Annotated in this window: 20 protein-coding genes and 1 pseudogene; 10 read left to right on the top strand and 11 right to left on the bottom strand. The window is 58.4% G+C overall.

Translation table 11 applies throughout. The features are described 5' to 3' along the window. Nucleotides 1-3 precede the first annotated feature (3 nt). The 4 genes from Enr13x_RS06680 (at nt 4) to Enr13x_RS39330 (ending at nt 4,146) form a co-directional block, all read left to right on the top strand. On the top strand, nt 4-336 hold the full coding sequence (locus tag Enr13x_RS06680) for an immunity protein Imm33 domain-containing protein (protein WP_145385289.1): 333 nt from the start codon (nt 4-6) through the stop codon (nt 334-336). A 640-nt stretch (nt 337-976) separates the two neighbouring features. Next, the gene (locus tag Enr13x_RS06685; protein ID WP_145385290.1) at nt 977-2,362 is read left to right on the top strand and encodes an IS4 family transposase; all 1,386 of its coding nucleotides are present in this window, start codon (nt 977-979) and stop codon (nt 2,360-2,362) included. A 96-nt stretch (nt 2,363-2,458) separates the two neighbouring features. Then, a complete protein-coding gene (locus Enr13x_RS06690; protein ID WP_145385291.1) occupies nt 2,459-3,397 on the top strand; it encodes a hypothetical protein in 939 nt (312 codons plus the stop codon). A 617-nt stretch (nt 3,398-4,014) separates the two neighbouring features. Beyond that, a complete protein-coding gene (locus Enr13x_RS39330; protein WP_261344169.1) occupies nt 4,015-4,146 on the top strand; it encodes a hypothetical protein in 132 nt (43 codons plus the stop codon). A 1,088-nt stretch (nt 4,147-5,234) separates the two neighbouring features. On the opposite strand, the pseudogene Enr13x_RS39655 reads toward Enr13x_RS39330, so the two are convergent. The 5 genes and pseudogenes from Enr13x_RS39655 to tnpA form a co-directional block, all read right to left on the bottom strand. Next, nucleotides 5,235-5,337: pseudogene (locus Enr13x_RS39655) on the bottom strand (CatB-related O-acetyltransferase); the annotation flags it as partial. A gap of 595 nt (nt 5,338-5,932) precedes the next feature. Next, nucleotides 5,933-6,223, bottom strand: coding sequence for a hypothetical protein (locus Enr13x_RS06700; protein ID WP_145384479.1), 291 nt, complete (start codon nt 6,221-6,223; stop codon nt 5,933-5,935). Then, a complete protein-coding gene (tnpC, locus tag Enr13x_RS06705) occupies nt 6,223-7,851 on the bottom strand; it encodes an IS66 family transposase (protein ID WP_145384478.1) in 1,629 nt (542 codons plus the stop codon). The genes Enr13x_RS06700 and tnpC overlap by 1 nt, the downstream gene beginning before the upstream one ends. Before the next feature lie 86 nt (nt 7,852-7,937). Then, nucleotides 7,938-8,300, bottom strand: a complete 363-nt coding sequence (gene tnpB / locus Enr13x_RS37760) for an IS66 family insertion sequence element accessory protein TnpB (protein ID WP_261344157.1) — start codon at nt 8,298-8,300, stop codon at nt 7,938-7,940. After that, on the bottom strand, nt 8,297-9,100 hold the full coding sequence (gene tnpA, locus Enr13x_RS38815; protein WP_231744131.1) for an IS66 family insertion sequence element accessory protein TnpA: 804 nt from the start codon (nt 9,098-9,100) through the stop codon (nt 8,297-8,299). Before tnpA ends, tnpB begins: the two co-directional genes overlap by 4 nt. Before the next feature lie 439 nt (nt 9,101-9,539). Here tnpA and Enr13x_RS06720 point away from each other — a divergent pair, with 439 nt between their 5' ends. From Enr13x_RS06720 to Enr13x_RS06730, 3 genes are all read left to right on the top strand, one after another. Beyond that, entirely contained in the window at nt 9,540-10,382 is an 843-nt protein-coding gene (locus tag Enr13x_RS06720) for a DUF3592 domain-containing protein (RefSeq protein ID WP_145385293.1), read from the top strand. A gap of 180 nt (nt 10,383-10,562) precedes the next feature. Continuing rightward, entirely contained in the window at nt 10,563-12,023 is a 1,461-nt protein-coding gene (locus Enr13x_RS06725; protein WP_145385294.1) for a sulfatase, read from the top strand. A gap of 127 nt (nt 12,024-12,150) precedes the next feature. Continuing rightward, nucleotides 12,151-14,088: an ATP-dependent helicase gene (locus Enr13x_RS06730; RefSeq protein ID WP_145385295.1), complete on the top strand. Its 1,938-nt coding sequence runs from the start codon at nt 12,151-12,153 to the stop codon at nt 14,086-14,088. Between the two features lie 242 nt (nt 14,089-14,330). Here Enr13x_RS06730 and metX read toward each other — a convergent pair whose 3' ends face one another. The 4 genes from metX to Enr13x_RS06750 all read right to left on the bottom strand — a co-directional run bounded on the left by metX (nt 14,331) and on the right by Enr13x_RS06750 (nt 20,088). Continuing rightward, the gene (gene metX, locus Enr13x_RS06735; RefSeq protein WP_145385296.1) at nt 14,331-16,103 is read right to left on the bottom strand and encodes a homoserine O-acetyltransferase MetX; all 1,773 of its coding nucleotides are present in this window, start codon (nt 16,101-16,103) and stop codon (nt 14,331-14,333) included. Next, entirely contained in the window at nt 16,100-17,404 is a 1,305-nt protein-coding gene (locus Enr13x_RS06740) for an O-acetylhomoserine aminocarboxypropyltransferase/cysteine synthase family protein (RefSeq protein WP_145385297.1), read from the bottom strand. The genes metX and Enr13x_RS06740 overlap by 4 nt, the downstream gene beginning before the upstream one ends. Before the next feature lie 174 nt (nt 17,405-17,578). After that, nucleotides 17,579-18,709, bottom strand: a complete 1,131-nt coding sequence (locus Enr13x_RS06745) for a S1C family serine protease (protein WP_145385298.1) — start codon at nt 18,707-18,709, stop codon at nt 17,579-17,581. Between the two features lie 5 nt (nt 18,710-18,714). After that, nucleotides 18,715-20,088 carry a Gfo/Idh/MocA family protein gene (locus Enr13x_RS06750; protein WP_390621097.1) on the bottom strand — a complete coding sequence of 458 codons (1,374 nt, stop codon included), beginning with the start codon at nt 20,086-20,088 and terminating at the stop codon, nt 18,715-18,717. A 205-nt stretch (nt 20,089-20,293) separates the two neighbouring features. Between Enr13x_RS06750 and Enr13x_RS06755 the strand changes: the two genes are divergently transcribed. The 3 genes from Enr13x_RS06755 to Enr13x_RS06765 all read left to right on the top strand — a co-directional run bounded on the left by Enr13x_RS06755 (nt 20,294) and on the right by Enr13x_RS06765 (nt 23,214). After that, nucleotides 20,294-21,346 (top strand): AIM24 family protein, encoded by a 1,053-nt coding sequence (locus Enr13x_RS06755; RefSeq protein ID WP_231744132.1) that lies wholly within the window; start codon nt 20,294-20,296, stop codon nt 21,344-21,346. 300 nt (nt 21,347-21,646) lie between these two features. Then, a complete protein-coding gene (locus tag Enr13x_RS06760; RefSeq protein WP_197455847.1) occupies nt 21,647-22,051 on the top strand; it encodes an SseB family protein in 405 nt (134 codons plus the stop codon). Then, nucleotides 22,048-23,214: a hypothetical protein gene (locus Enr13x_RS06765; protein ID WP_145385301.1), complete on the top strand. Its 1,167-nt coding sequence runs from the start codon at nt 22,048-22,050 to the stop codon at nt 23,212-23,214. Before Enr13x_RS06760 ends, Enr13x_RS06765 begins: the two co-directional genes overlap by 4 nt. Before the next feature lie 114 nt (nt 23,215-23,328). Here Enr13x_RS06765 and Enr13x_RS06770 read toward each other — a convergent pair whose 3' ends face one another. Together Enr13x_RS06770 and Enr13x_RS06775 are read right to left on the bottom strand one after the other, a co-directional pair. Further along, nucleotides 23,329-24,285 (bottom strand): AEC family transporter, encoded by a 957-nt coding sequence (locus Enr13x_RS06770; RefSeq protein WP_231744133.1) that lies wholly within the window; start codon nt 24,283-24,285, stop codon nt 23,329-23,331. Between the two features lie 554 nt (nt 24,286-24,839). Further along, nucleotides 24,840-26,036: a DinB family protein gene (locus tag Enr13x_RS06775; protein ID WP_197455848.1), complete on the bottom strand. Its 1,197-nt coding sequence runs from the start codon at nt 26,034-26,036 to the stop codon at nt 24,840-24,842. Between the last annotated feature and the right edge of the window lie 85 nt (nt 26,037-26,121).

Raw genomic sequence — 26,121 nt, forward strand, 5'->3', positions numbered from 1 at the left:
GGCATGAATGAATCTCAACAAAGATTGTGCGATAAATATGGTGTAAAACCATATCCATGTGTCGATGGAAGCAAGATTGGGATTTCGCTCAACGTCAAAGAAGGCGTGCAACCTATCCATGGACTGCGCTGTGAGCCAACCGTCGACACATGTGGTTGGTATATTTGGGCTGGTGATTGGTCAGATGACCCAGATTTCTTCAATCCGTTGCATTTGGAGCATCTTCCTGAATGGTGTTCACAGTCCCTTCCATTTCTTCAGCTGCCGCCAGGATGGCGTTTTCTGATCGCACCTGACTACGAGGATGTCTGGTTTGATGAGAATCTCCAGTTGTAGTCGAGAGAAACAAAGCACTGTCATGGCCATATTCACCAAAGTTAAAAGGGGCCACCCAAAAATCTTAACGCGGGAGAGAAAAAAAGACGGGGGTTGATTCGACTGTGGCTTCATCGCTCTGGATGAGATCGCTTCGATGCCGCGTCAAGGTACTGTCGGCGATTGGGTGCCAGAGACTTAACGTTTGCGATGAGGCACCGAATCGTGCTCCAACTGCATCGCGGAATCGCGCCAGCGGCCTGCCACATCAAAGCTTGGGGGCGCGTTAGCGCATCCCCAGACCAAGCTTCGCAGAAAATCATTTCAGAGGTAAGAAACTGAACCCACGGATTGCAATCAGCAGAATGGGAGAAAAAAGGGACGGGGGTTGATTCGACTGTGGCTTCATCGCTCTGGATGAGATCGCTTCGATGCCGCGTCAACGTACTGTCGGCGATTGGGCACGATAAAAAGGGTCAGGAGCCGAATGGCACGGGCATTTGGCTAAACGCCTACCGGTAGTTGGCTCAGGACTTTGCTAGCCCTGCATGTAGTGCCAGCAAAAGTCAATTGCTTTTCTCATGCCAAAGTAGGTTGATTGAATGACAAATCCCCGTTGGAATCGAGGGTGCTTCAACCACTCGCCCAACGAGGATTCATCATGAGTGTTCAGTCTAGCGAAACGTCATTTGCTGTGCAAAGCAAAATTGAACGGGCTTCGTCACTGGTATTGGACTTGCATTTGCCACGCGACAAAGTCCGGGAGATATGCACCGAGATTGGATTGAGATTTAACGACTGCCCCTACACACCGATGGTGGTGGTGTGGATGTTCGTGTCTCAAATGCTTTCCAAAAACCACAACTGCCAGCAGGCCGTTATCCGGCTCAACGCATGGCGTGTTACCCAAGGGCTAGTGCGTGTAAGTAGTGAGACGACTTCGTATTGCAAGGCGAGGCTCAAGCTACCCGAAGCGTTGTTTGCCAAGCTCTTGGAATGGACATCGCAACGTTGCGACGAGGCGTGCAGTGAATCTTGGCTGTTCCATGGGCGAATCGTAGAAATGGTTGACGGCTGGACGGTCACGATGGCTGACACCGCTAAGAACCAAGCGGAGTATCCTCAGCCTAAAAGTCAGAGGCCCGGATGCGGTTTCCCGATGGCGCGTATGGTTGGTCTCTTTTCGTTGGCGACAGGTGCTGTGAATTCCGTCGCGTTGGGCCAATACTCCGGAAAGCAAACGGGCGAGACTTCATTGCTTCGGCAGATACTGCGCCGTATTTTGCCGGGCAATATCTTGTTGGCAGACCGGTACTACGCAAGCTTTTGGATTCTGGCACTGAGCAAAACTAACGGGATTGATCTCGTCGCTCGCGCCCACCACCTTCGCAAGATTGATTTTCGAAAAGGCCTTAAACTTGGCTACCTTGATCAGCTGGTTGCCTACCATAAGCCCGCCCGACCATCGTGGATGAATAAGGAGGAGTACGGTGCAATTCCAACAACCATCATTGTGCGGCACTTGAAATGCAAGGTGGAGCAAAAAGGATTCCGCACCCGCGAGGTCACGCTGGCGACAACGCTTCTTGACGCCAGTTTATATGCAGCTGAAGAGCTTGCTGATCTCTACCGAAAGCGGTGGCAAGTTGAGTTGCATATCCGCAGCTTGAAAACTCAGATGCAAATGGAACACTTGCGTTGCAAAAGTCCGGCAATGGTCCGCAAAGAAATCGACTGCCACATGATTGGATACAACTTAGTGCGAGCGGTGATGCTTGCCTCGGCCTTGCGTTTCAACATGCGTCCGAGTCAGATAAGTTTCACGGGCACAATGGAAGCGATCGAAGAGTTTGCCGCAAGTTTGCGCGACCAAACAAACCATCGCACAGCACTCTGGAAAAACCTGTTAATTACGATCTCAGAAATCACAGTGGGAGACCGGCCTGGGCGTCAAGAAAAACGCGAACTCAAACGCAGGCAGAAAAACTACAAGTTGATGAAAGCGCCGCGTGATCCGAACCGAAACCGTTACGCCACAGCGGCTTAGGCAAAATGCCCGTGCCATTCGCTCCTGACCCTTTTTCTCGTCCAAAGTAGAAATCTACGACACGACTGGAAGACTATTCCGAGTGATTACCTAACCATGATTGTGCAAAAAGAGTCGTATCCAGATTCGGTTGAGCTTCTCGGTTGGAGCTCTAAATGGACTGAGGCCGATTTAGAAGCCTTTATCAAATTCGTGATTGATCGGTTTCCGACTCTCTCTGAACCTGAGCGACAAGTTTCGCTTGGTGGAAAGCGGTGGCCGACGTTCTGCCCATCGGGAAAGTTTCTTGGAAAACTTCGGCGTCAGGGTGCAAAAAACTTAGAGACTTACATCTTCAGGGAGCTAGAGCCAAGGCTGGACATCCGATTTGATCTAGACAACAGTCGGTGCCCAAGACTGAACATCGCGTGTTCGACGAGTGAATGGAATCAAAGGGGTGGCAGCAAAATCCTTAACGATCTTCTTTCAGTGATCTGCTTTGAATACGGGCACTTCGGTGCGACCAAGTACTTCAACATAGACCATCTCCATCGAATCGCGGCATCGCCAACATTCGGTGGGCCGAGCATTAGCCCGTGGGCTCCGCCAGCGAGTGACGTGCTTTTGCCTGTAAGCCAGTATGAGAAGCTCCTCATAATGTGGGAAAATGACCGCAATATCGGCGTGACCAATACGTACGACTTCATCGCTCGTCCCTTGTTGGTTTTTCCAACTTCGATTGTAAACGCAGCCCACTTGACATTGTCTGTTGACGGTGATGTAAACCTGCGAAGTTGGATCGACCACCGACGGGAGCGGGGGAACTTATTCAAGGTGAATGAGGATTGCTATCTATGGAATGTTGATCCGAATCATGTTGAATCGGTAACCCGAGAGCTTTGGCAATTGAGTTTTTTTAATGCTAGTGAGCACTTCGAGATTGGGGGTTGGGACCATGAATTGAATCTCCCGTTATTTCGACACGTAAAACAGTTGAACCGCCGAAATTTCCCGAATGAGAATAAATCCAATGGGTCAGGTCTCCTCTCCGATTGATCTGTCGGCGGACGGATGACTTGAGCACAGGACCGAGTCAGCTTCCGCCGCAATGATTGGCCCACTGCTTCACTACACCTGGCGGTCACGATGACCGCCGATGTCTTCGGCACGATGCCGAACCGCGCACCGATCGGGCATGAAAGAACGCCGTAGGCACGGCGGGTAGGATGCCCGTCGCTTGAAACCCGTCGGGGACAGGATGTCCGTCGGAGAGCGATGGCAGGAAGCGGGAAGGCAGAGAGGGAGACAAGGAGAGGGGGCATACCAGGGTTATGAGCCTATTTGGCAGTTTGGGGGAACTTGCGTGGTCGACCTCGCTTTCTCAGGGTCGACTCGAGGTTGTATTTTCGGGCCGTCGTTTCGACCCATCCGGGCTCGCCGAATGGCTGACTGCGAGCGATTGCTCGTTGCAGTCGCTCCCGTTCGTTTTCGCTCACAGATTCGTTCACCCGTTTGATCCATCCAGGCAACCGCGGTAGCGGCCACCGGGCAAGTCTCACTCCACAGTCTCCGCCGTTCCAGTTGTAAAGGCTCCCGAATCGCCAGTCTTCGGCTGCCGCGACCAATCCGGCGGCCAGTGCGTTTCGCTCCACATACCGGCAGACCACCAAGAAGTGCTGATCGCTTTTTTTCGTCCCCGCACTTGGTACGACTGGTTCCTGAAAAATGAAGAAGAAAGTGCAAAGGCGGTCGCTGCCGAAGCGGACCGGCATGCCGCCACCCAGCTCGAGGTCGCCTGGGGCTAAAACGCTGGCAGCCTTCGCCAAGATCCGCTCTAATCGAGACCCAACACCGGCCCCCGTGAAGGCCGACAAAGTTCTGGCGCACGATCTATCCCCGTTCCTCCGCGTGCTCGGATAGATCGCAATTCGTTATGCCAACCAGACGAAGAGTGTGTTGAATCTGAATTGCAATCTAGGGTTAAGAGGGTTGGCGAGCCCAACTTAAATGGTCATGAAAGGTAGTCTTCGGATTCAGAAAGTTGTTGGCGACATGCATCAGTTGAGACGCTCCCAGTGGATGGCCATCGCAGAATCAGATCCCGAGTTGACGGACCCTCCACCGCGCATGGGCAGGAATCCTGCAAACGGACAGCTGATGCAACTTAGGCTACCGCCCGATGAACGTGCACTCGAAACTGACGGTGAGATCATTGGAAGGTTTTTCTGGGACACGATACACTACCCCAGTCCAGGATCGGATGGACCGGCATGGGACGATGAACTGGGTACGGTCACCGCGAACTATGCCCTCGAACACGAAGATCACGTCAGGTCAATTGCTGAGCTATTCGCGAGTATCATGGATGCGGAACTGGTGCTGGATTAAGATTTCGACCCGCTTACGTTCTGTCGAAGATGATGCTTCATGGCATAACCAATCGGGAGAGAAAAAGGGACGGGGGTTGATTCGACTGATCTTAGGCGGTGTTTTCAGTTTTCGTTTCATGGCGATTGGGTGCCAGAGACCCAGCGTTTGCGATGAGGCACCGAATCGTGCTCGAACTGCATCGCGGAATCGCGCCAGCGGCTTGCCACATCAAAGCTTGGGGGGCGCGTTAGCGCATCCCCAGACCAAGCTTCGTAGAAAATCATTTCAGAGTTAAGAAAATGAACCCACCGATGGCAGCGCGAACCCACGGATTGCAATCAGCAGGATGATCGGTGGGCTGTCGTGCCGCCATCGTCTTCATCGTGCGTTTGCTTCAAAGCCTTGATGTCGGCACCCATGATCGCTTCGATGTTGGACTCGATTTTCTCCAGCGGCCAATCCCACCAACAGATTTCGAGTAGCGTCTTGGTGATGTTGTCGTCGAAGCGTTTTTTGACGGGCCGGGCCGGGTTGCCGGCGACGACCGTGTAGGGCGGCACATCTTTGGCGACCACGGAACGCGCCCCGATGATCGCGCCGTCCCCCACCGTCACACCCGGTATCACCACGGCCTCCATTCCGATGTAAGCGTTCTATCTGCCCAGGTGTCGCTTCGTGGCTCGGGCGGCCGGCGACTGCTTTTCACCAATCCGAAGATCCATCGGGCCATTGTGGCGAATTGACCGCGGTGGCGGTGTCGGCGTATCAACATTTCGGGATTCGTGACCAACGCAAAAACGCCGGAGACCTTGATCGCCACTGCAGTCCAAAATCACGCTTTGTGTTTGTGGCCTAACCGATGCTACCGCGGCAGCTTCAAACGTCTCCAGCACGCAGGTCATCGGCGCTGCCGCGGATACTGCGTTTTGATCTCGTTGGGATGTCTCTGAGTTCTGTTTCCGCTCGACTCCCAAGCAATCGCGCGAAGTGCGGTCAACGGATTCGATCTTTTGCTGAAAGAAAAAGAGCCGCTTGATCACACCTCGCAAGTCATGTCGGCCAGGCGTTCTTCGATCTGCCATGTGCCACGGGAGATCAAGACGCTGCCGCTTTGCCATCGCTGATCAACTACGGCCAGTCGATTCACGAAGCTGGCGATAGCTTTGCACGCCGACGCATCTTCCACTTGGGCGGTTCAAATGGCAGGGAGCCGATCTGATGTCACCATAGAATGTCGAGATCGCCATCCCCGGTGCGTTGGGCGTACTCCAGGTGGTCGCACAGGTCAGCGACCGCTTCAACATCGGAACCCGCTTTGCCCTTGACGCACGAGTGGCTCAGGTCGCCGATCAGCAGGTGCAGTTCCACCCGAGTCATCCCAACTCGGCGAAGCAGTTGATCCTTCGGCCAACGACGAAGCGACGCCTCCAAACGGCCTGACACGTAGCCGTACTTCAGGATCAAGTCGCGATGTTCACGCGTCAATTGGATTCGCTCGGTCAAGTCCGACATCACGCCACCTTGGCTTCGCGCCGACGCACGCGGCGTTGCTGAGTTGTCAATCGTCGCGACGCCTGCTCGGCATCACGATACACTCGAATGCTCTCGGGATGGCGGCCTCGCCAAACATCCGGAAGCAACGCTTCGTAGTCCGTCGAGCCACCGGCAAGCTTGCGAAGGCAATCGTCCACGTAAGCCCAAGCATCGAGATGATGCCGCGCCGCCGATGATACCAAGCTGTACATCGCAGCGGCTACTTCGCCACCGCGATTGGAGCCGACGAACAACCAGTTCTGACGACCGATCGTCAGGCTCCGAAGCTCGTTCTCTGTTTGGTTGTTGTCAAACGGAATCGCTCCATCGCCTAGAAACACCGTTAACTCGTCCCACTGATTCAGCGAGTACCTGACGGCCTTGCCAAGCGAACTCTTGGGCAACACTCGCGGATCGCTGCTCTTCTCGATCAACCAGTCATGGAGTTGGTTCATCAACGGGGCCGATTCAAGCTGGCGAAGCTCAAGACGCTCGTCGGCACTACACTGCTTTGCGCGATCCTCGACGTCATAAAGTCCTCGGTACATCGCAAGCGCACGCGCAGCGGCCACCGGATCGTTCGGCTTTGCTTCGACGAACTTCCTCCGAGCGTGACAGTTACAACACGCGGCAAAGATCTGATCGTGTTTCCCCAGGTAGACTCCCTCGTGAACTCCATAGGCGTCGACCACCGCGTGGCCGTGAAAATCCTTCAAGAATCCCGCCGGACCGTCGCGCCCACGACTCTCGGTAAAGTCGAACACGTTGTACGGATGGTCTTCGCGGCCACGATACAGCCAGAAGCGAGCCGTTCGCATCTTGCCGGGCAAGGCAGGATCTTGCAGCCGCACCGACGTGTCATCGACGCCCAGTACGCGGCCCGAAACGATTCGCGATTTCATCAAGGCGATCAGCGGTGCGACGAGTGCCGCGATGTTCACAAGCATCCCAAACTGCGTGTTTCTCGGGATCATCACGCCTGCGCGGGCGAAGATATCTTCACCTCGATACAGTGGCAAATGGTCGGCAAACTTGTTGGTGATGATTTGCGTGTAAACGCCAAAGCCATAATCACTGCCGGCAACCGGCGTGGTCGGTCCACCGGGCTCGCTGCCGGCGGGAACCTGCGCGATCGACTCTCTGCACTTGCCACAGGCACGCTTATGACGACGGATTTCCCAAACGAAGAGTTCCGCCGGAATCAGATCGAGCCGCTCGCTGATGTCCGTGCCAATGATGGGCATCTCTTCGCCACAGCAAGAACACATTCGCTCTTTGGACGAGACGTCCGCCTCGATGATCTTGCGTCTCAAGTGAGCCGGTAGTTTTTCGGACTTCTTCTTACGGCGTCGCTTCTTGCGAGACTTCGGCGGATCCTGCTCGTCATCATCGCCTTCATTGACCGACTCGCCGAGATCGAACAGATGCAACTGCGAATCGTCTTCGGCATGCCGCTCGGAGGATTGACCAAACAGTTTGCGACGGTACAGGTTCAGTTCTTCGCGAAGTTGTGCGATCGTCTTCTGTTGTGACTGAACCGTTTCGACCAACTCATCATTGAACCGCCGGAGGCTCTGCAAGTCGTCTTGATTCTCCGGCTCAGTCATACGGTTGTTTTAGCGCGATCAACAAAAAACGCAAGGCAGATGACCACCTTGCGTTTGCAATTTCTTGGAGTTCTTTTCGCTTGCCGCTACGCCACTTTGGCTGTGTCAATCGAGTAGCGTTTCCTTCGCTGCGTTCCTTCGATCTGCACACCGCGAAGCATCATGATTAGTTCCGCCGAATCGATCTCCAAGTCACCGTCGGAACTTCGCGTCAGCTTCTCAAAGGTTCCACGCTCGAGTCGCTTCGACCAGATAGAAAGACCGTCTTTGTCCCAGGCCAAGACCTTGACGTAGTCACGCCTGCGATTGAAGAAAACAAACAAGTGACCAGAGAACAGGTCGATCTGGAAGTGTGCTTTGACGAGGCCCGACAAACCGCAGAATCCTTTTCGCATGTCGGTCGCGTCGGTGCAGACGAAAATGCGTGTCGTTGGTGAGATTGCGATCACAGCGTTACCTCGACCGCAGTCGCTTGGACGATATCGGCGATCAGCTCGCGTCTCTCGACGGTGGTCGCATCCGGCGGCACTTTGACGGTCGCCCCACCGGGCAAGTCGATTTCGAAGCCTCGCCGGGCTGCGCATGAAAGCTCGCTGGCATCGAACTGTACGGGGATGAATGCCGGGTCACCGGGAGACTTTTCGTCGCGGAGCTTTCGCCGCCACTGATAGAAGGAGGCCGCCGAGTATCCTTCGACTTCGCAGAATTTTGCGACAGTCAATTCAGAGTGCTCAAATCGATCGAGTCGCTCTCGCCATTGCCGGGCGAGCTGTGGGTCGGGCAATCGTGCCATGGGTTTCTCCAAAAGTGGAAAGAAACCCACCACGCTACCGCTCCCGTCAACATGGGAAGATAGAACGCTTACGTGGCCGATGACGGTGTCGCCTTTGCGACCGGGAATCTCAAACATCGCCTGAATCTCTTCGAGGGTCGTCTGTTCGTGCATCCGAAAGTTGTTGAAGGGATACGTCGAGAAACCGCGGAGATTGTGATTGGCCGAACTGGTGATGAAACGCACGCCATGGGCGATTTGACCAAATTTGCCAATCACCAAACGCTCGGGACTGAGCGGAAACAGAAACGGGGCGAGATAGCTCGCATAGTCGTCCAACTCTTCCAGATGACCGAAGTACGTGAAGTCGCCGATCTCGATTCGAGGATGCTTGATGACTTGATTCAGCGCCACAACGGTCTTGATCACAGTCCCGTCCGGCATCACCATCGGGTATTTCTTGGTCGGATCAAGCACGTGAATCCCTGTTGTTTCATTCCATTGAGACGGCAATCGACGAACCGTAAAAATTAGCCGACACAGGCCATTTGGGAAAGGTTCGCGAACAGGATTGCCTAAAACTGAGGCGGGAGGAAGTTCAAAACGGGTGATGAAGCTTTTCGCAATTTGCTTTGAACCTCGAAGTCGACATCGGTAGACTGATCGATCACGGTGAGTCCGCCAGTGAAGCGGTGCGGTTGGCAGCATCACTGCACCGGAGGCTCGCTGTGTTTTCAATTCATGTACGTCGCGCAAACTACCAATTCGATTTGATCTCACTGCCGGTTGTGCTGGCACGGACGCAACTGCACTGCAGGCAGTGCACCTGCAGGCAGTGCACCTGCAGGCAGTGCACCTGCAGGCAGGCGTTTCCACTGAAGCCCGTGCCATTCGCTCCTGACCCTTTTTACTCGTGATGCCTATCCCAACCGGACTCCTCTCCGTTCTCCTCGCACTGGGCGTGCTCTATGGACCGTTGCTCATCGCGTTACCCGATCTGGTCTATGCCGAGCGGGCGGGCGTTTCCGCGACGGTATGGTCGCTTGTCAGGTTGCGTTTGCTCGGGTGGCCGGTTTGGCGATTGATCGGCATCGCGCGGGAGGTTCAATCACGTGGTTACGTCTGTGATCTGTCACTCGTGCGCAGATGCTATCGGCCAAAGATCGCTGACCAGGAGTGGCTTGAGAAATGCTTGGAAGAGTTGGTCGGTTCAGGAGCGCAACCAAACCAGCGCCGTGTCAAGCGTCGGCTTCGTGATGCGGCCGGCTGTCGTCGGTTGAGAAATCAGGCAGGGGCCTTTTTTTCAATCTTACTGTTGTTGGCCGTCTTTCTGTTCGTGTTCCTGTTTTTTCGCGGCCGTAGCTTGATCGTCGATTGGGTCCTGCCTCCGCCGAACTGGCAGCAAACGGACGGTCGATTGATCGGCTCCAGCAGTGGCCGGTCAGGTATCGATTCCTATACGATCGCATACGAGGTGAGCGGCGACAGCTACCAAGCGACTTGCTATCCGGCTGGCAATCAACTGGACTTGGGGGCCGATGGAGGCGTCTCGGTCGAATATGATTCAGCCTATCCCTGGCGAGCAAGGATCGTCGGAACAGCCGAAGTCCAACGCCTTGCCTGGGGGCTGGCCATTTTTCCGTTCGCTGCGTTGCTGGTCCTCGTTCCGATGATTTGCAAGGCGACCGCACATCTGGTAGCGGTCTTCTTCGTCGGGGTCACGAGGGGCGACTGGGGGGCCGAAGCTGCAGCAGCGTGAAATGGGGCGTGAGAAACAAACAGGCTTCCCCTCGCTTCGCTCGACCCGACGCTGACTCAACCGTGTGGGGAACTGGTTATGATGTGTTGATCGCGTCGGATCGGCCGTGTCTTGACAGGCTGGAAGCCTATCCCACGTTGTTGTGCCTGATCAATTTCGCCTCCAATTGACATCTGAAGCATGCCCTCAAAATTGCTCGCACTGGTTTGTTGCTTCGTCGGTTTGCCGGCCACGGCACTTTCGTCCCCCAGCGCCGCAGCCGCCGACAAGCCGAACGTGTTGTTCATTTTCTTGGACGATTTCGGTTGGCGGGATGCCGGGTTCATGGGCAGCGACTTTTACGAGACGCCGAACCTGGATGCATTGGCCGCCCGCGGCATGGTGTTCACCGATGCCTACGCCGGCGCCGCCAATTGTGCCCCGTCGCGTGCTTGCCTGTTGTCCGGTCAATATTCACCACGCCACGAGATCTATAACGTGGGGACCTCGCGGCGGGGGAAACGAACCCACGGACGGCTGATGCACATCCCCGGCACCGACACGCTGCGAACCGACATTCGCACCTGGGCCCACTGTGTCCGTGACGCCGGCTACCGAACCGGCACGATCGGCAAATGGCATCTCAGCAACGACCCGCTTCCCTACGGATTCGATTTCAATTTTGCGGGCACGCACAGCGGCAGTCCCCCGCGCGGTTACTACCCGCCGCATGGCAACATCCCCGAGTTGGCGGATGCTCCCAAGGACGAGTACCTGACGAATCGTTTGACCGATGAAGCGATCCAGTTCATTGGCCAAGCATCCGACAAGCCTTGGTTTCTGTACCTGACCCACTTCGCCGTCCATACGCCGATTCAGGGAGAGCCGGAGTTGGTGAAAAAGTACAAACAGAAAGAACCCGGCGAACTGCACGACCATCCCGTGATGGCGGCGATGATCGAAAGTGTGGATCGAGGCGTGGGGCGGATCATCAAGACGATCGAATCGCAGGGGCAGACCGAAAACACGATCATCGTGTTCACCAGCGACAACGGCGGCTACGGTCCGGCGACTTCGATGAAACCGCTGAAAGGATACAAGGGAACGTACTACGAAGGCGGTATCCGCGAGCCGATGTTTGTCGTTTGGCCGGGTGTGACGAAGCCCGGGACGACCTGCGACACGCCGGTGATCAACGTCGACTTGTTCCCGACGTTCTGTGAGATGACCGGCGCGGCACTTCCCGATCAACCGATCGATGGGCTCAGCCTGTGCCCCCTGCTGGCCGGTGATGCCGATCCCGCGTTCCAGACACGTTCGCTGTTCTGGCATTTCCCCGCCTATCTGCAAAGCTACCAACGAATCGACGAGCAGCGCGATGTGCTGTTTCGTTCGCGGCCCTGCAGCATCATTCGCAACGGAAAATGGAAGCTGCACGAGTATTTCGAAGACGGCGGCTTGGAGCTGTATGATTTGGAAGCGGACCCGGGCGAGACGACCAATCTGGCCGCGTCGCACCCGCAAGACCGCGATCGATTGCACGGGCTGCTCAAGGCCTGGCGAAAATCGACCGCCGCCCCCGTGCCGACCGAGCCGAACCCCGACTTCGACGCCGCCGACGAGCAGCGGGAAATCGCCAGACGCTTGAAAAAAAAGGGATAAGTCTATAGCCTGATTGAACGTGGGAGAGGCTTCCAGCCTGTCGTCTTGCAGTTGACAGGCTGGAAGCCTCTCCCAATTGGGTTGCGCCCGGTGTGTTGCCGATTGAACTCAGTCTGGAATCGATGAAATGGATTTGAACGCCGAGCAAACGCGCGCCGCCGAGTTCGCCGGGGATGACGTGCTGGTCCTGGCCGGTGCGGGGACGGGAAAGACCAGCACCATCGTCGCGCGTGTCGTCCATCTGACGCAATCCGGCGTCGACCCGCGACGTATCCTGCTGTTGACCTTCACACGACGCGCCGCCCGCGAGATGCGGCATCGACTGACACAGCAAATCGGTTCCTCGGCCAAGACCGTGCCGACGGGGACGTTTCATAACTTCTGCCTGCAATACCTGCGGCGCTGGCCGGATCTGTTCGAGTGCGGTTCGTTGACGATCATCGACCGTGACGACCAGTTGCAACTGATGAAACTGGCCCGGGCAAACGTGGTGGGAAAGGACGCCGCGTTTCCCAAGTCGGCCGAGCTTGCTAACTACTATTCCTACGCGAGGAACACGAATCGCCCGGTCGCCGAGTACCTGGCCGAGTTCACCGATCACGACGAAGACGGGATCAAGCGGATCAGCGCCGTCTTGCAGGACTACACCAAGCGCAAGCACGAGTGCCGGTACTTCGATTACGACGACATCCTGCACCTGTTCGCCCGGCAATTGCACCGCAGTCGGATCGTCCGTGAGAAGATGCAATCGCGTTATGACCACATCCTGGTCGATGAAATGCAGGACACCAATCCGCTGCAATGGTTGATCTTGGACGGCATGCGTGATCCGGCAAAATTGTTTTGCGTCGGTGACGACGCGCAGAGTATTTACGCGTTCCGCGGCGCAGACTTTCGCAACGTCCACTCCTTCACCGAGCGAGTCTCCGGGGCGCAGGTTCTGAAGCTGGAAGAAAACTATCGCAGCACCCAGGAGATTCTAGACCTGTCCAACTGGCTGCTGGACCAGTCGGCACTGGGCTATGACAAGCACCTTCGCGCCGCCCGCGGTCCCGGCATCAAACCCGTGATGGTCGAACTGGACGGCGACTTTGAGGAAGCGGATTGGGTGGCGTCGGATTTGATGCAGCGACACGAAGAGGGTGATCCATGGCGCGACCACATGATCCTGACACGCAGTGCGTGGGCGGCCCGAAGTGTCGAAGCGGCGTTGATCGAAAACGACATCCCCTATCGATTCATCGGCGGCACGCAACTGTTGCAATCGGCCCACGTCAAAGATCTGCTCAGCCTGTTGCGCGTGATCGACAACCCCGCCGATCAATTGGCTTGGATGCGGTATCTGACGCTTTGGCCGCGAATTGGTGAAAAGACGGCGGCCACCACGATCAGCAAGTTGCTGGGGATGCCAAACATCAAGGTCATCAGCGAGTTCTTGACCGATCAATACAGAACCAACCCGCGTCTGGCCGAATCGATCGCCGAGTGTCTGACGTGTTGGGACCGGCCCAGCGACGTGATCGGCGCCGCGACCGACAAAATGACGCCGCTGTTGGAAAAGAAGTACGACGATTGGGACCGCCGCAGCAAGGATTTCAAACTCTTGCGTCGCCTGGCATTAAAGCATCAATCGGTCGGCGAGTTCTTAGAAACCTACACGCTGGACCCGATCACCGAGTCCGAAGCCAGCAACGAAGACGTCGACGATTTGGTGACTCTGATCACGGTGCACAGTGCCAAGGGTACCGAAGCACCGGTGTGCTATCTGATCGGCGTCCAGCCGGGCAACTATCCCCACGTCCGCAGCATCGGCGACGATGAAAAAGAGGAAGAGGAGCGACGGGTATTGTACGTCGCGATGACGCGTGCTCAGAACGAATTGTTTCTGACCGGAACACGACGCTCGCACGGTGCCTATGTCCCGCACCACAATCGGTTTTATCAATCCGGCGGCTCGAACACCCAGCCGTACTTTTTGAGCGACGTGCCGCCCGAGTTGGTGCAGTCGGATTTGGACATCGACACCGATCCGTTCGACGCGCCGATCACCTCGTTTCGGGGGTGAGGAAAAGTGGGATAGGCTTCCAGCCTGTCGGTCTGCACTGACAGGCTGGAAGCCTATCCCACTTGTGATTTTGCCTTGTTCCCGGGCTCCGCCTGGGAACACACTGTCATGGAGGCTCCCGCCTCCTAGCTGCCATCAGCGGGTGGCAGGAGCCACCGCGGCCTTGCGTTCCAAGGCGGAGCCTTGGAACGAGTTAAAGCCTATCCCACTTGCGATTGACAGGCTGGAAGCCTATCCCACGGTTAGCCTGAAATCACCAGGATCGCGGTGTCGGCGTTCAGATTGGGATCGTTGTCGGCGTCGATGCGTTTCCCGAGGGAAGCGTCGACGTAGATCTCTTTATCCAAGCGAAGCGACATTTGGCGACACAGGTCATGAACATCGGCGATGCTGGGGAACCGCCGATTGGGCGTGTTGTACCATTCGAAAGCGAATTCACCGGGCGCTTTGGGTGAACGCCCGCGGACAACATAGTCTTCTCTCAGTTTTCGGTAGGCAAAGTTCGGGAAACTGACGATGATCCGTCGACCGACACGGATCATTTCCTGAAACAGCGTTTCCACGTTGGCGACCGCTTGCAAGGTCGCGCTCAGGACGACGACGTCGAATTGATTGTCGATGAACGCGGGCAAGCCATGGTTCAGGTCATAATCGATCACGTCGATGCCCCGGCGTCCGGTTTTGACAATGCTTTCCTGTTCGACTTCGACGCCGACTAATTTTTCATGTCCCCGTTTGCGAAGCGCGGCCAACAGGTGGCCATCCCCACAGCCCAGATCGAGCACCGACGCGCCGGCAGGAATCTCGGCCAGGATCAACTCCTCGACGTCCGAAATCGAGGTCGGCGTGGTGTCGGCGTCGCCGAGTCGGGCTTGCACCAGCGGCCCGTACTGGTCGATGTCTTCGGCGATCAGAAAGGAATCGTGGCCCCGCGGCGTGGTGATTTCGGCGTAGGTCACCGGCTTGCCCAGCGCCGCGAGCGCGTTGACGATGTCACGCGACTGGTCCGGGGTAAACAACCAATCGCTGCTGAAACTGACGACCACGAACTGGCAATCCGCATCGTTGAAGGTTTCCATCAATTGCAGCCGATTGACGCCCAGATCATACAGATCCATCGCCATCGTCAGCGTGATGTAGCTGTTGGCGTCGAAACGGGTGGTGAATTTCTGGCCCTGGTGTGCCAGGTAGGAACCGATGCTGAATCGTTGTTCGAACACGGACACGATCTCGCGCGGGTCGTGACGATCGGAGCCGAACTTTTCCTCCATCGCTTCGGTCGACAAATAGGTCACGTGACCGAGCATGCGCGCGATGGCCAGCCCGGTATTGGGCCGTTTGGGTTTGTCGTAATACTGGCCGCCGTAAAAGTGCGGGTCGGTTTGGATGGCGTTGCGGCCGATGATGTCGAACCCCAGCGCTTGGCTGGTCAGCCGTGCGCTCGACGCGATCACAACGCACACGTCGGTCGCATCGGGATGTTTGGCGACCCAGGCCATCGCCTGGTGTCCGCCCAAGGAACCGCCGACGATGGCGTGCCAGCGGCGGATGCCCAGGTGGTCGGCCAGCATCCGCTGGACCGAGACCATGTCGCCGATCGTGATCCGCGGAAAGTCGGCACCGAAGGGCTGGCCGGTTTCCGGGTTGAGATCGCTGGGGCCGGTCGTGCCGCGACATCCGCCCAAGACATTGGGACAGACGACGAAGAACCGATCCGTGTCGACCGGTTTGCCGGGGCCGATCAGATCGTCCCACCAGCCGGGATCGTCGTCGGGGTCATGCCGTGCGGCGTGGGAGTCTCCTGAGACGGCATGACAGACCAGCACGGCGTTGGAGGCATCGGCGTTAAGCGAGCCCCAGGTTTCGAACGCGCAGCTAACGTTGCTCAGGCATCCGCCCAGTTCCAGTTCAACGTCGCCGTCGAAGGTCACGTTCTGGACATGCTTGAGCGGTCCGACGACGCGGTCGTCGTCGGTGCTTGCGAACAGATCGGTGGTGGAATCGGGCTGGCTCACGTGGCCGCGGCGAGGGCCTGTTTCAGGTCATCGATGATGTCCTGGACATCTTCGATTCCGACCGAGACCCGAACGTATTCGGGAACGACCCCCGCCTTGGCCTGTTCTTCGGCGGTCAGTTGCTGGTGCGTCGTGCTGGCCGGATGAATCACCAACGTCTTGGCGTCGCCGATGTTTGCCAGGTGTGAACAAAGCTTGCAGGCGTTGATGAATTTCTTTCCCGCTTCCATGCCACCCTTGATCCCGAATCCCATGATCGCACCTTGGCCATTGGGCAGGTACTGTTGTCCGCGCTCGTAATCCTTGTGCGATTTCAGTCCCGGGTAATTGACCCACTCGACCGCATCGTGGGACTCCAGGAATTCCGCGACTTTTTGCGCGTTCTCGCAGTGACGGGGCATGCGCAGGTGCAGCGTTTCCAAGCCCTGCAGGAACAGGAACGCCGCGAAGGGACTCATCGCCGCCCCGGTGTCGCGCAACCAGTGCGTGCGGGCATGCAGCAGGTAGGCGATGTTGCCCATCGGACGCAGATGCTCTTCGAAGACCGCACCGTGATAGGACGGAGAGGGCGCACAGAACTCCGGCCATTTCTCCGGCTGGTCGGCCCATTTGAAGTTGCCGCTGTCGACGATCGCGCCGCCGATGTGGGTGCCGTGGCCGCCGATGAATTTGGTCGTGCTGTAGATCACGATGTCGACGCCGTGCTCGATCGGTTTGAGCAGCATCGGCGTCATCACGGTGTTGTCACACAGCAGGGGGATCGCGCCGTGGGGCGCACTGTGCGCCGCGTCGGCGATCGCTTTGAAATCCGGCACGTCGTTCTTGGGGTTCCCGATCGATTCCATGTAGACCAGACGGGTGTTCTCGTCGATCAGGCCATGAATCTGTTCGGGATGATCGGGGTCAAAGAAACGGACTTCGATCCCCAGGCTCTTGAATGTTTGCGTGAACAGGGTCCAGGTGCCACCGTACAGTGAGGTGCTGCTGACGATGTTTTGACCGCTGTGGGCGATCGTCAAAATCGCGGCCGTGATCGCGGATTGTCCGGAGGCGAAGCACAACCCGGTGACGCCGCCGTCGAGCGCCGCCAGTCGTTTCTCCAGCACATCCACGGTGGGGTTCATCAGCCGGCTGTAGATGTTGCCGAACTCGGTCAGCCCGAACAGCGCGGCGGCGTGGTCGGTGTCGTTGAACGTGTAGCTGGTGGTCGCATAGATCGGCACCGCGCGGGCGTTGGTGGTCGGGTCGGGTTCCTGGCCGGCGTGCAACGCCAGAGTTCCGGGGCGATAATTCTCGCTCATCAATTCGATTCCTGGGGACGGGATTTTGTCGAGAGGGGCGAACAGTTTAGGCCAAACCGACTAGACTGACCACGGTGCGGGTGATCGGTGTGAGTGGCGGGGGAGTGGGCGTGGATTGACGAGCCTGGAAGCCTCTCCCACTTGTGAATGACAGGCTGGAAGCCTGGCCCACTGTTATTGCAGCGTGACCTCGACGGACTCGGCTTGGCCGTCGCGCAGGAACTGGACCGTGACGGTCTCGCCGACGTTGTAGCGTTCGAGCGCTTCGAGCATGTCATTCATGTCGCGAACGGTTGCACCACCGATCTGTTGAATGATGTCGCCGGGCCGAACCAGACTGGATTGACCGATCACGGTCTCGCGCAGGCCCGCGCGATCGGCCGGGCCGCCGGGAACGATGTGCAAGATCAACACGCCCTCGACGCCCAGTCGTGTCGTGACGACTTCGCTGAGTTCACGGTTGACGCGGATCCCCAATTGCGGCGGCTCGTAACGGCCGTTGGCGATGATCTGTGGGACGACTCGGTTGACCGTGTCGACGGGGATGGAAAACCCGACGCCGGCCGAGGTGCCCGAGGGGCTGTAGATCGCCGTGTTCACGCCGATCAACCTGCCGGCACTGTCCAGCAGCGGACCACCGGAGTTGCCGGGGTTGATCGCGGCATCGATTTGAATGACCTCTTCAATCGAACGTCCGGTCGGACTATCGATCGAGCGGCTTTTGGCGGAGACGACGCCGGTGGTGAGGGTTTGATTGAGTCCGAAGGGATTGCCGATCGCGAACACCGCTTGGCCGACCAGCAAATCGTCGCTGGTTCCGATCGCCACCGGCCGCAACTTGGCGGCCGGCGCCTTGATCTTCAGCACCGCCAGATCGTGGTCGGCCGATCCACCGACCAGCGTCGCTTCGTAGGACGATTGATCCCACAGCACGACCTTGGCCGAAGACGCTTCTTGCAGGACGTGGAAGTTGGTCACGATGTGGCCATATTCGTCCCACATGAAACCGCTGCCCGAACCCGCATCGACTTCGATGGCCCGTCGCGAAAACGGGCTGGCGACGCGTGATCGGGTCGTCAGGTAGACCACCGACGGGCTGACAGTGCGAAACAGTTCGACCGTCGATTGTTCGAAGGCCGCCAAGTCACCGCGCGGTGTGATCGCGCGGGGGATTCCGCTGGCGGCCATGCCGATCCCCAGCCAAACGCGGACGGTCGGCCAGACAAAGACCACGGTGACCAGCGTCAGCAACAGCCAGGTCAGGCGAAGCTGACGCCGCAGATCGATCGCGTCTTCGGATTGCATCGGCTTTAGCCCATGTCGATTTCGTAGCCGCTGCGGTAGGGCCGGGCGAGCATGCTGTTGGCTTGCGAGTCGCCGACGATCTGTTCGCTGGCGTCGTCCCACTTCAGTTCACGACCGAGTCGTGCGCTGATGCCGGCCAGGTGACAGACGTTGAGCATTTCCATGTGGGTGTGGACGTCGCTGATCGGCTCCTTTCGCTCTTTGGCACAGTGCAGGAAGTTGGCCCAGTGCGCCGCACGCCCGTTCTGCTCCATCGGCAAGTTCTTGTAAACCTTGGCGATCGCGTCTTCGGGCAGCGGGTTGTCTTTCAAGTCCTCGACCGGTTTGCCGACCAGCTTTCCACGATTGACAAAGATCTTGCCCTTGTCGCCGGTGATCAAGACGCCGTTGTCGGTGTCATTGCGGATGATCATCTTGGTGCCACCGGGATACATCACGTTGAACAGGAATGCGGTCGCGGTGTTGTAGCGGTCGTTCATCACGGGCTTGCCGTCTTTAAATTCGACCGGGTGATCGGCGGTGCCGCCGATCGACAACGGGCCCCCGGATTGACCGTTCAGCTTCAGCGCCCAGTTGCAAATGTCGACGTGGTGCGCGCCCCAGTCGGTCAGTTTTCCACCGCTGTATTCGTACCACCAGCGGAATTCATAGTGGCAGTTCGAGTTGCCGCGGCCACGATTTTTCTCGCTGGGCAGGTATCGGTAATCGACCTTCGGCGCGGGCCCCAACCAACGGTCCCAGTCCAACCCGCTGGGCACGTCGGCGACGGGAATCGACTCGCTGGTGGGAGCACCTCCGATCGCGGCTTGGACCTCGCGGATTTTCCCCAGCCGTCCTTCATTGACGATGGCCATCGCTTTGGCAAACAGATGGAACGTACTGCGTTGCTGCGTTCCGACCTGGACGATGCAACCGGTTTCTTTCTGAACCTTACGAATCAATTTGCCCTCGTCGATCGTCAGGGTCAGCGGTTTTTCGCAGTAGACGTCTTTGCCGGCCAGCATGGCTTCGATGAGCGGCTTGGTGTGCCAGTGATCCGGCGTTGCGATGTGCACCGCATCGATGTCCTTGCGGTCGAGCAGTTCGCGATAGTCCAACGACTCCACGGCTTTGCCGCCGCTGTGTCGCTGGTTGAATGACTTGCGGCGACCGGCGTCGACGTCACACACGGCGACGACGTCGACCCAATCCTTGGCGGAGTTCATGTTGCCGCCCGCCATGCCGCCGGCACCGATGACGCCCATCGCGACACGGTCGTTCTTGCTCTTGGTTTCGTCGGCGAGTGTTTTCGGCGTCGAATAGAAATAGGGGACCGAGACGGCGGCGGAGGCGGCTGCGGCGGTCTTGAGGAATTGGCGACGCTTTGGGCGATGGTTCACCTTGGATCGCTGGGTCATCGGAATGCCTTTATGATGGGGGGACTGGATATCAGGACGGTGCGAACGGGCGTGGATCGGTGGTAACCCATCGGTCGCGTTCGTTATCGGAGCCAGCGCCCTATGGTAACTGCAAACGGGCCCTTTGGGGCAGCCTGCGATCCAGCGAAAAGTAACCATCTCGTGAATGTTTGGAGGAAAAAAAACGGTGGAATTCAACTGTCCGATGTGCGGGAAACACTACCAGGCGGGCGACGAAATGGCCGGAAAAGCCGTCAATTGCAAGGCCTGCCGACAAACATTTCGTGTTCCGGGAGGTTCCGCGGACACGTCGCCGTCTGGTGCGCCGTCTGGTTTCTCGGGCCTGGATTCGACCGCCGACGGCGACGATCGGTTTTCCGCCGGCGAGATCGAAATGAGCACCGCGCCGGTCACAATGCGCGGCGGCCAGTCCGGCGACGGCGTCAACCGCCGCAGTGATGAGATCGACTACGAGGTCTTCGGCCACGAAACCCAATACGTCGAAATCACGCTCGACCCGGGAGAACAGACCATCGCCGAAGCCGGGGCGCTGATGTACATGACCGACGGGGTCGAAATGGCGACCGTCTTCGGCGATCCGTCCAAACAAGACAGCAGCTTGTTCGGCAAAGTGATCTCGGCCGGCAAGCGGGCGCTGACCGGCGAAGCGCTGTTTATGACGACGTTCACCAATACCGGCGGCGGGCAAGCCAAGGTCGCCTTCGGAGCCCCCCACCCCGGACGGATGATTCCGCTGCACCTGGATCAGCTGGGCGGCGAAATCATCTGCCAAAAAGACGCGTTCCTGTGCGGTGCCCGCGGGATCACGGTCGACATCGCCTTCCAAAAGAAGATCGGTGCGGGGCTGTTCGGCGGCGAAGGCTTCATCATGCAGCGGCTCAAGGGCGACGGCATCGCGGTCATTCACGCCGGCGGAACGATGATGTACCGCGAATTGGATCCCGGCGAGACGCTGCGGCTGGACACCGGGTGTTTGATGGCGATGGGGCCTTCGGTCCACTACGACATTCAGTTCGTCGGCGGGCTGAAAAATGCGTTCTTCGGCGGCGAAGGGCTGTTTCTGGCGACCGTTCGCGGTCCGGGGCCGGTGTGGTTGCAATCCCTGCCGTTCTCGCGTTTCGCCGGACGACTCGCCGCAGCGATTCCCTCGGCAGGAAACACCCGCAAGGGCGAAGGTTCGCTGTTGGGTGGGTTGGGGGAGGTGTTCATGGGGGACTGAGGGTGGTTGCCCTTGGTTAACGCTGCGGAGCATTTTGTAGCGGTAGGGCGCGAGCCCAATGCGATCTACTTTGGCTCTGAAGGTGTTAGCGGAACGGCGCGAGCCGTCCGGTCGCGCTTCAAAAACACCATGGAAAAACCGGAGGGCTTGCGCCCTGCCGCTAATACCTCGTCAAACACAAGGAATCAGTGCTTCACATCATTGCACCGCTGGCACCACGGGTTTGCTTTTTCGTGGCCGGCTGCGATAACTAGGGCATCACCACTCCGGCCCAACCGCCCCCAAAACCCTGCGAGCCAAATGATGTCCGAATCGACCGAATCTCTCGAATCAAAACTGGCGCTCGCAATCGAGCAGCGAGACGCCGTGCTGGTTCGTCAATTGTTCGACTCGGCAGAGTTTGTGCTGCTGACGATGTCGGACGAGGAAGACGATGACGAGGAAGGTGCCAGCGTCTTCAGCACCGACCTGGACGGGATGGACCTGTTGGTCGCGTTCACCAACGAACAAGCCGCCGGTGACTTCGTGCATTCGATGGAAGAAATGTACGAGGAGGGAGACGAAATCGAGGGCTACGTCCTCGACGGAGACGCGTTGCTGCAATACATGCCGCCCGAACATGGTTTGTATCTCAACCCCGAAAGCGATGAGTCGCTCGTGATCGATCAAGAACTGCTCGACCTGGTGCAAAAATCCCAGGCGTGACGCCCAATCCCTATCAAGCTCCGCCGACCGATTCGCTCGCCGCCGGGCAAACGCCGCCGCCGAGTCACTTCGTCCCAGGCCGCTTGGAGTTCAACGGTGAGGTGACGCGGCAGCATCACCGCGATGCGGTCATCAAGGCTGGAATCCGGACCGAATACCGCAACACGACGCGTGTCCTGATTGCCCTGGCCGGCATGTACGCACTGCTGGTAAGCGTGCTGGTGCTGGCTTCCGGCGACCTGGACGCCACCAACCTGCTTCGCACGTTCCTGGCGACCGCCGTGTTGCTGGCCGGCGTTGCCCTGTTTTGCCGGCACCAACGTTGGCTGGTCGGAACCCGCGTCCCCAGCTTTCAACTGGCCTTGGGGCCGATCCGAGGTTGGGTCGACCGAGACGGTTTGTGGATCGAAACCGGTCAGAGCCAAGCCTACTGGCCGCTCGACAAACTCGTCTCCTGCGCCGCGACGCACGAGTTGTGGGTGCTCAGCTTTGCAAAGGAGCAAACGTTTTGGCAGACGCTTCCGATCGATGCGTTCGCCGATCCGGCGTCGGCCCGAGGTGTGGCCGCGGACCTGCAGCAAGCCTTTCCGCCCCGGTTGCCACAGCTCCTTGACGAACGCAAGCGAACGCCACCGGAAGCGCCGTGCCTGTTTCCGATGCCGGAGGACGCCGTCGCGTTTGAAGGTGAGTTTTACGAAGACTGTGCACGGACAACACGTTTGTGGAAGGCAAGCAAACAAGCAGTGGTGCGGACGTGGTTCGCGCTGGCCATCCTGCTGGTCAGTCTGCTGATCAGCATCTTTGTGCTGACGGGTTTTCGAACGCTGTACGTCGCCCTGGCGGCCCTGTGGTGCGTCTTTCTGGTGGCGAGCATTTTTGTTCGCGTCTGGCGCGCCCGTCGTTCCGCACGCCAAACGGGCCGAACGATCGCCTGGTGCTCCAAGGGCTGGCTGGATGATCACGGGTATTGCGCGATGACGTCGCTGAGCCAAACACGGGCCACTTGGCAGTTCTTTGATCACGCTGAAATCACCGACGATGTGATCGGGCTGTACCCCCACGAAGACGACGTCGCCTGCTGCCTGGTGTCACGTGAGCAGTTCGCCGACGCCGACGATTGGAACCGAGCGACCGAGTTGGTGCGGAGCAAATTCGTGGCGTAAGCTTCCAGCTTGCGAGTGCGGCAGATCGCAAGCTGGAAGCTTACCTGGTTTTTCTGCATCGCAAGCTGGAAGCTTACCCGGTTTTTCTGCATCGCAAGCTGGAAGCTTACGCCACTAGGTCAGCCACCAGGCTCCGACGGCCAGCCAGGCGGGGATCAAGATGATTCCGGCGACGGAGGTCCACAAGACGACGCGCAAGGCCGTTTCGGTGTCACGACCGTAGAGCTTGGTCAAGACGATCGGAAAGACCGCCGCGGGCATCGCCGCTTGCAACATCACGACCGTCCGCAAGTCGGGGCTTTCCACCGCCCAGCCGCCGACGCCGAGCATCACGAGCGGCAAGATCAGCTGGCGGACTCCGATCCCCGCGACGATCACCCGCGCGTCGGCCAGCCAGGATTGATCGCGGATGAAGTCGACGATGATCGCACCGCTGAGCAGCAAGCCCAACGGAATGGCGCACGACCCCAGCGTCCCGATCGCCGTCGCCACCGGTGTCGGGATGGATTGTGCCCACCCCATGGCACTCAAGAAAATCGAGAACACGACCGCCCACAATGGTGGGCTGATCAATGTCTTTTTCCAGCCGTCGCGGCCCGACCCGCTGATGATCGCAATGCCAATGCTCCAAAGCGCCATCGTGACCCCGACGTTGTGCAGAATCAAATCGATCATCGCGGTGGGATAAAACTGCTCGGCCAGCGGCAGCGGGATGTAGCCGTAATTGCAAATCCCCGCGCTCAAGGCGAAGGCTCGCTGAGACGAATCGCTGACCAACCCGAACCAGCGACCGACCGCCGATCGGGCAAGCCCGAACGCCAGGAACAATCCAAAAGCAGTCGACACGAATCCGAACAGCGGGGGTTGCCACGCCGTGGAAATCTCGCCGATTTCGCTGCTTTGTGAAAACTGGTGCACGAAGTACGCCGGCAGCATCACATTGGCGGTCAAGTTGGCCAGCGTGCGATCGGCTTCGGCGGTCAACCATCCGAGCGACCGGCAGGCGGCCCCCACGCCCATCACCAGAAAGACACCGAGGACGGACGCGATGATGGGCCAAGAATCTTGCATGCCGCCCAACATAAACCCAAGAACCCGCGGGCGTAAGAAGTCGTCCGGGCAAGGTGGGAATGCGAACCGACTGGCGCCGCGCAACGGCGCCCAACGTTCGTTTAGCCTTCAAGCTTGTTCCCCGGCTCTGGCTGCAAGCTTGTTCCAAGGCTCTGCCTGGGAACACGCTGTCCAGCAGGCTCCGCCTGGGACTATCCCGCAATGTCAACGCTGTGAAGCACTTTTCCCAAGTGTTTGACGAGGTTTTAGCGGCAGGGCGCAAGCGGGCTGTCGGTTTAGTGGGTGAGCCGCGACGCGTAAGCGGGCGGGCATCCAGACGCCCGCCCGAGGCCTTACGGCCAGCGGCTCACCATTGCCTCGACCCATTCCACTCAATCGACAGCCTCTCGATCCGCAACAACGACGTGTCGAGGGTCGTCTCGCCGTCAAGGGCAAGCTGGCTGGCCAATTCGCCCAGGACGCTGGTGAACTTGAACCCGTGCCCGGACAACCCGGCGACGATCGCCTCTTTCTTTATGAAGGCATTGGACGCTTGTTGCTCGAGACGACGCGGCTCAGTCGTCCGGCCAGCCGGCCAATTCGAATTTCTTTTTCGTGTTCGCCGTGTGGTCGTCGTAGTGCCGATCCATTTGCCGCAACAGTCCCCGCAGTGTCCATCGGCTGCCCGGCGCCCTGACGTCCAGATTGATACCGCGAAGCAGGTACGCAAACCGCCGCGTGAAGTCGCTGACACGTTGCATTTGCCTCGCTTCTTCCTGTCCGTCCCAATCGGGTTGCGCCGCCGTGTAGTCGGGCGGCATTTGCTCGGGATTCAAATCCATCACCGGGATCGCCGGGTCGAGCGCGTGATAGATCTGCGAAAAGAACAGCAGCTGCCGCCCCATCATGTGCTCGGCGTTCCAACGTGGCGTGTGCGTCCCGTTGGCGGGCCGGAAATTCAATTGATTCGCGCTCAGTGGGCTGAAGACGGCTTGGGAACGACTGCACGACGCTTCCATTTTTGTCATCAACGATTCCAACTCCTCGGACAACTCGTACGGTTTGTGGTTCAGCTTCACCAACCGTGTTGGCTGATCGCGATCGGTGGATTGAGAGATCGCGAACGTGTTGTGGTCCACATCAATCATCTCGCCGGACGCGTCAATCGAATCCGCGAATGGCTTGGCGGCTTCGTCGGTGATCGCGGCAGGAAGCAGCACATAGCGCGGCTGCATCGCTTTGATCCACGCAGCCGTTGCGGCATCGGCAAGCAGGGCGCCCGCCGGCGATGGGAGGACCACGACGTCCAGCTTCGCATTCACGTCGGTCAGCGAGTCGCCGGCGCCCGACGAATCGCCCAGGATGGCAACGCGAACACCGTCGGTTCGGACCAGCATCCCGACGGCTTCGTTGTCTCGGCCGGGCATCGACGTCACGCGAATCGATCCGGGAATCGCGTTTGGTTCGGTGGCCGGGCCCCAGGAGGCTGCGTCGGCATTGGCCTGCCGCGACCAGACATGATCGACCCCGCCACGGTTGGTGAGGACCTTTTGAAAGGGGCTGGCAGTTGTCTGCTGGGGCGAACCGCTGGTGGAAATCATGATCCGAAGCCCCCAGTGGTTTTCGATGCCGACGCGACCGTCGGGCCACAATCGAATCGCAAGCGGTTCGCCGTCCGCCGCGATCACGGAACTCGGTACGGACAACATCAGGACGGCGACGACAAACGCGGCACCGCAAAGCACTCGGGTGCAGGGGAATATTCTGGTCATGGGCATAGCTCAATCTGCATCAAATCCGTTATTTTGATCCGACGGCACCATGCCGCCTTTTTCACGTCGTTCCACTGTAACGTAA

The organism is Stieleria neptunia (assembly GCF_007754155.1).
Lineage (GTDB): Bacteria > Planctomycetota > Planctomycetia > Pirellulales > Pirellulaceae > Stieleria > Stieleria neptunia.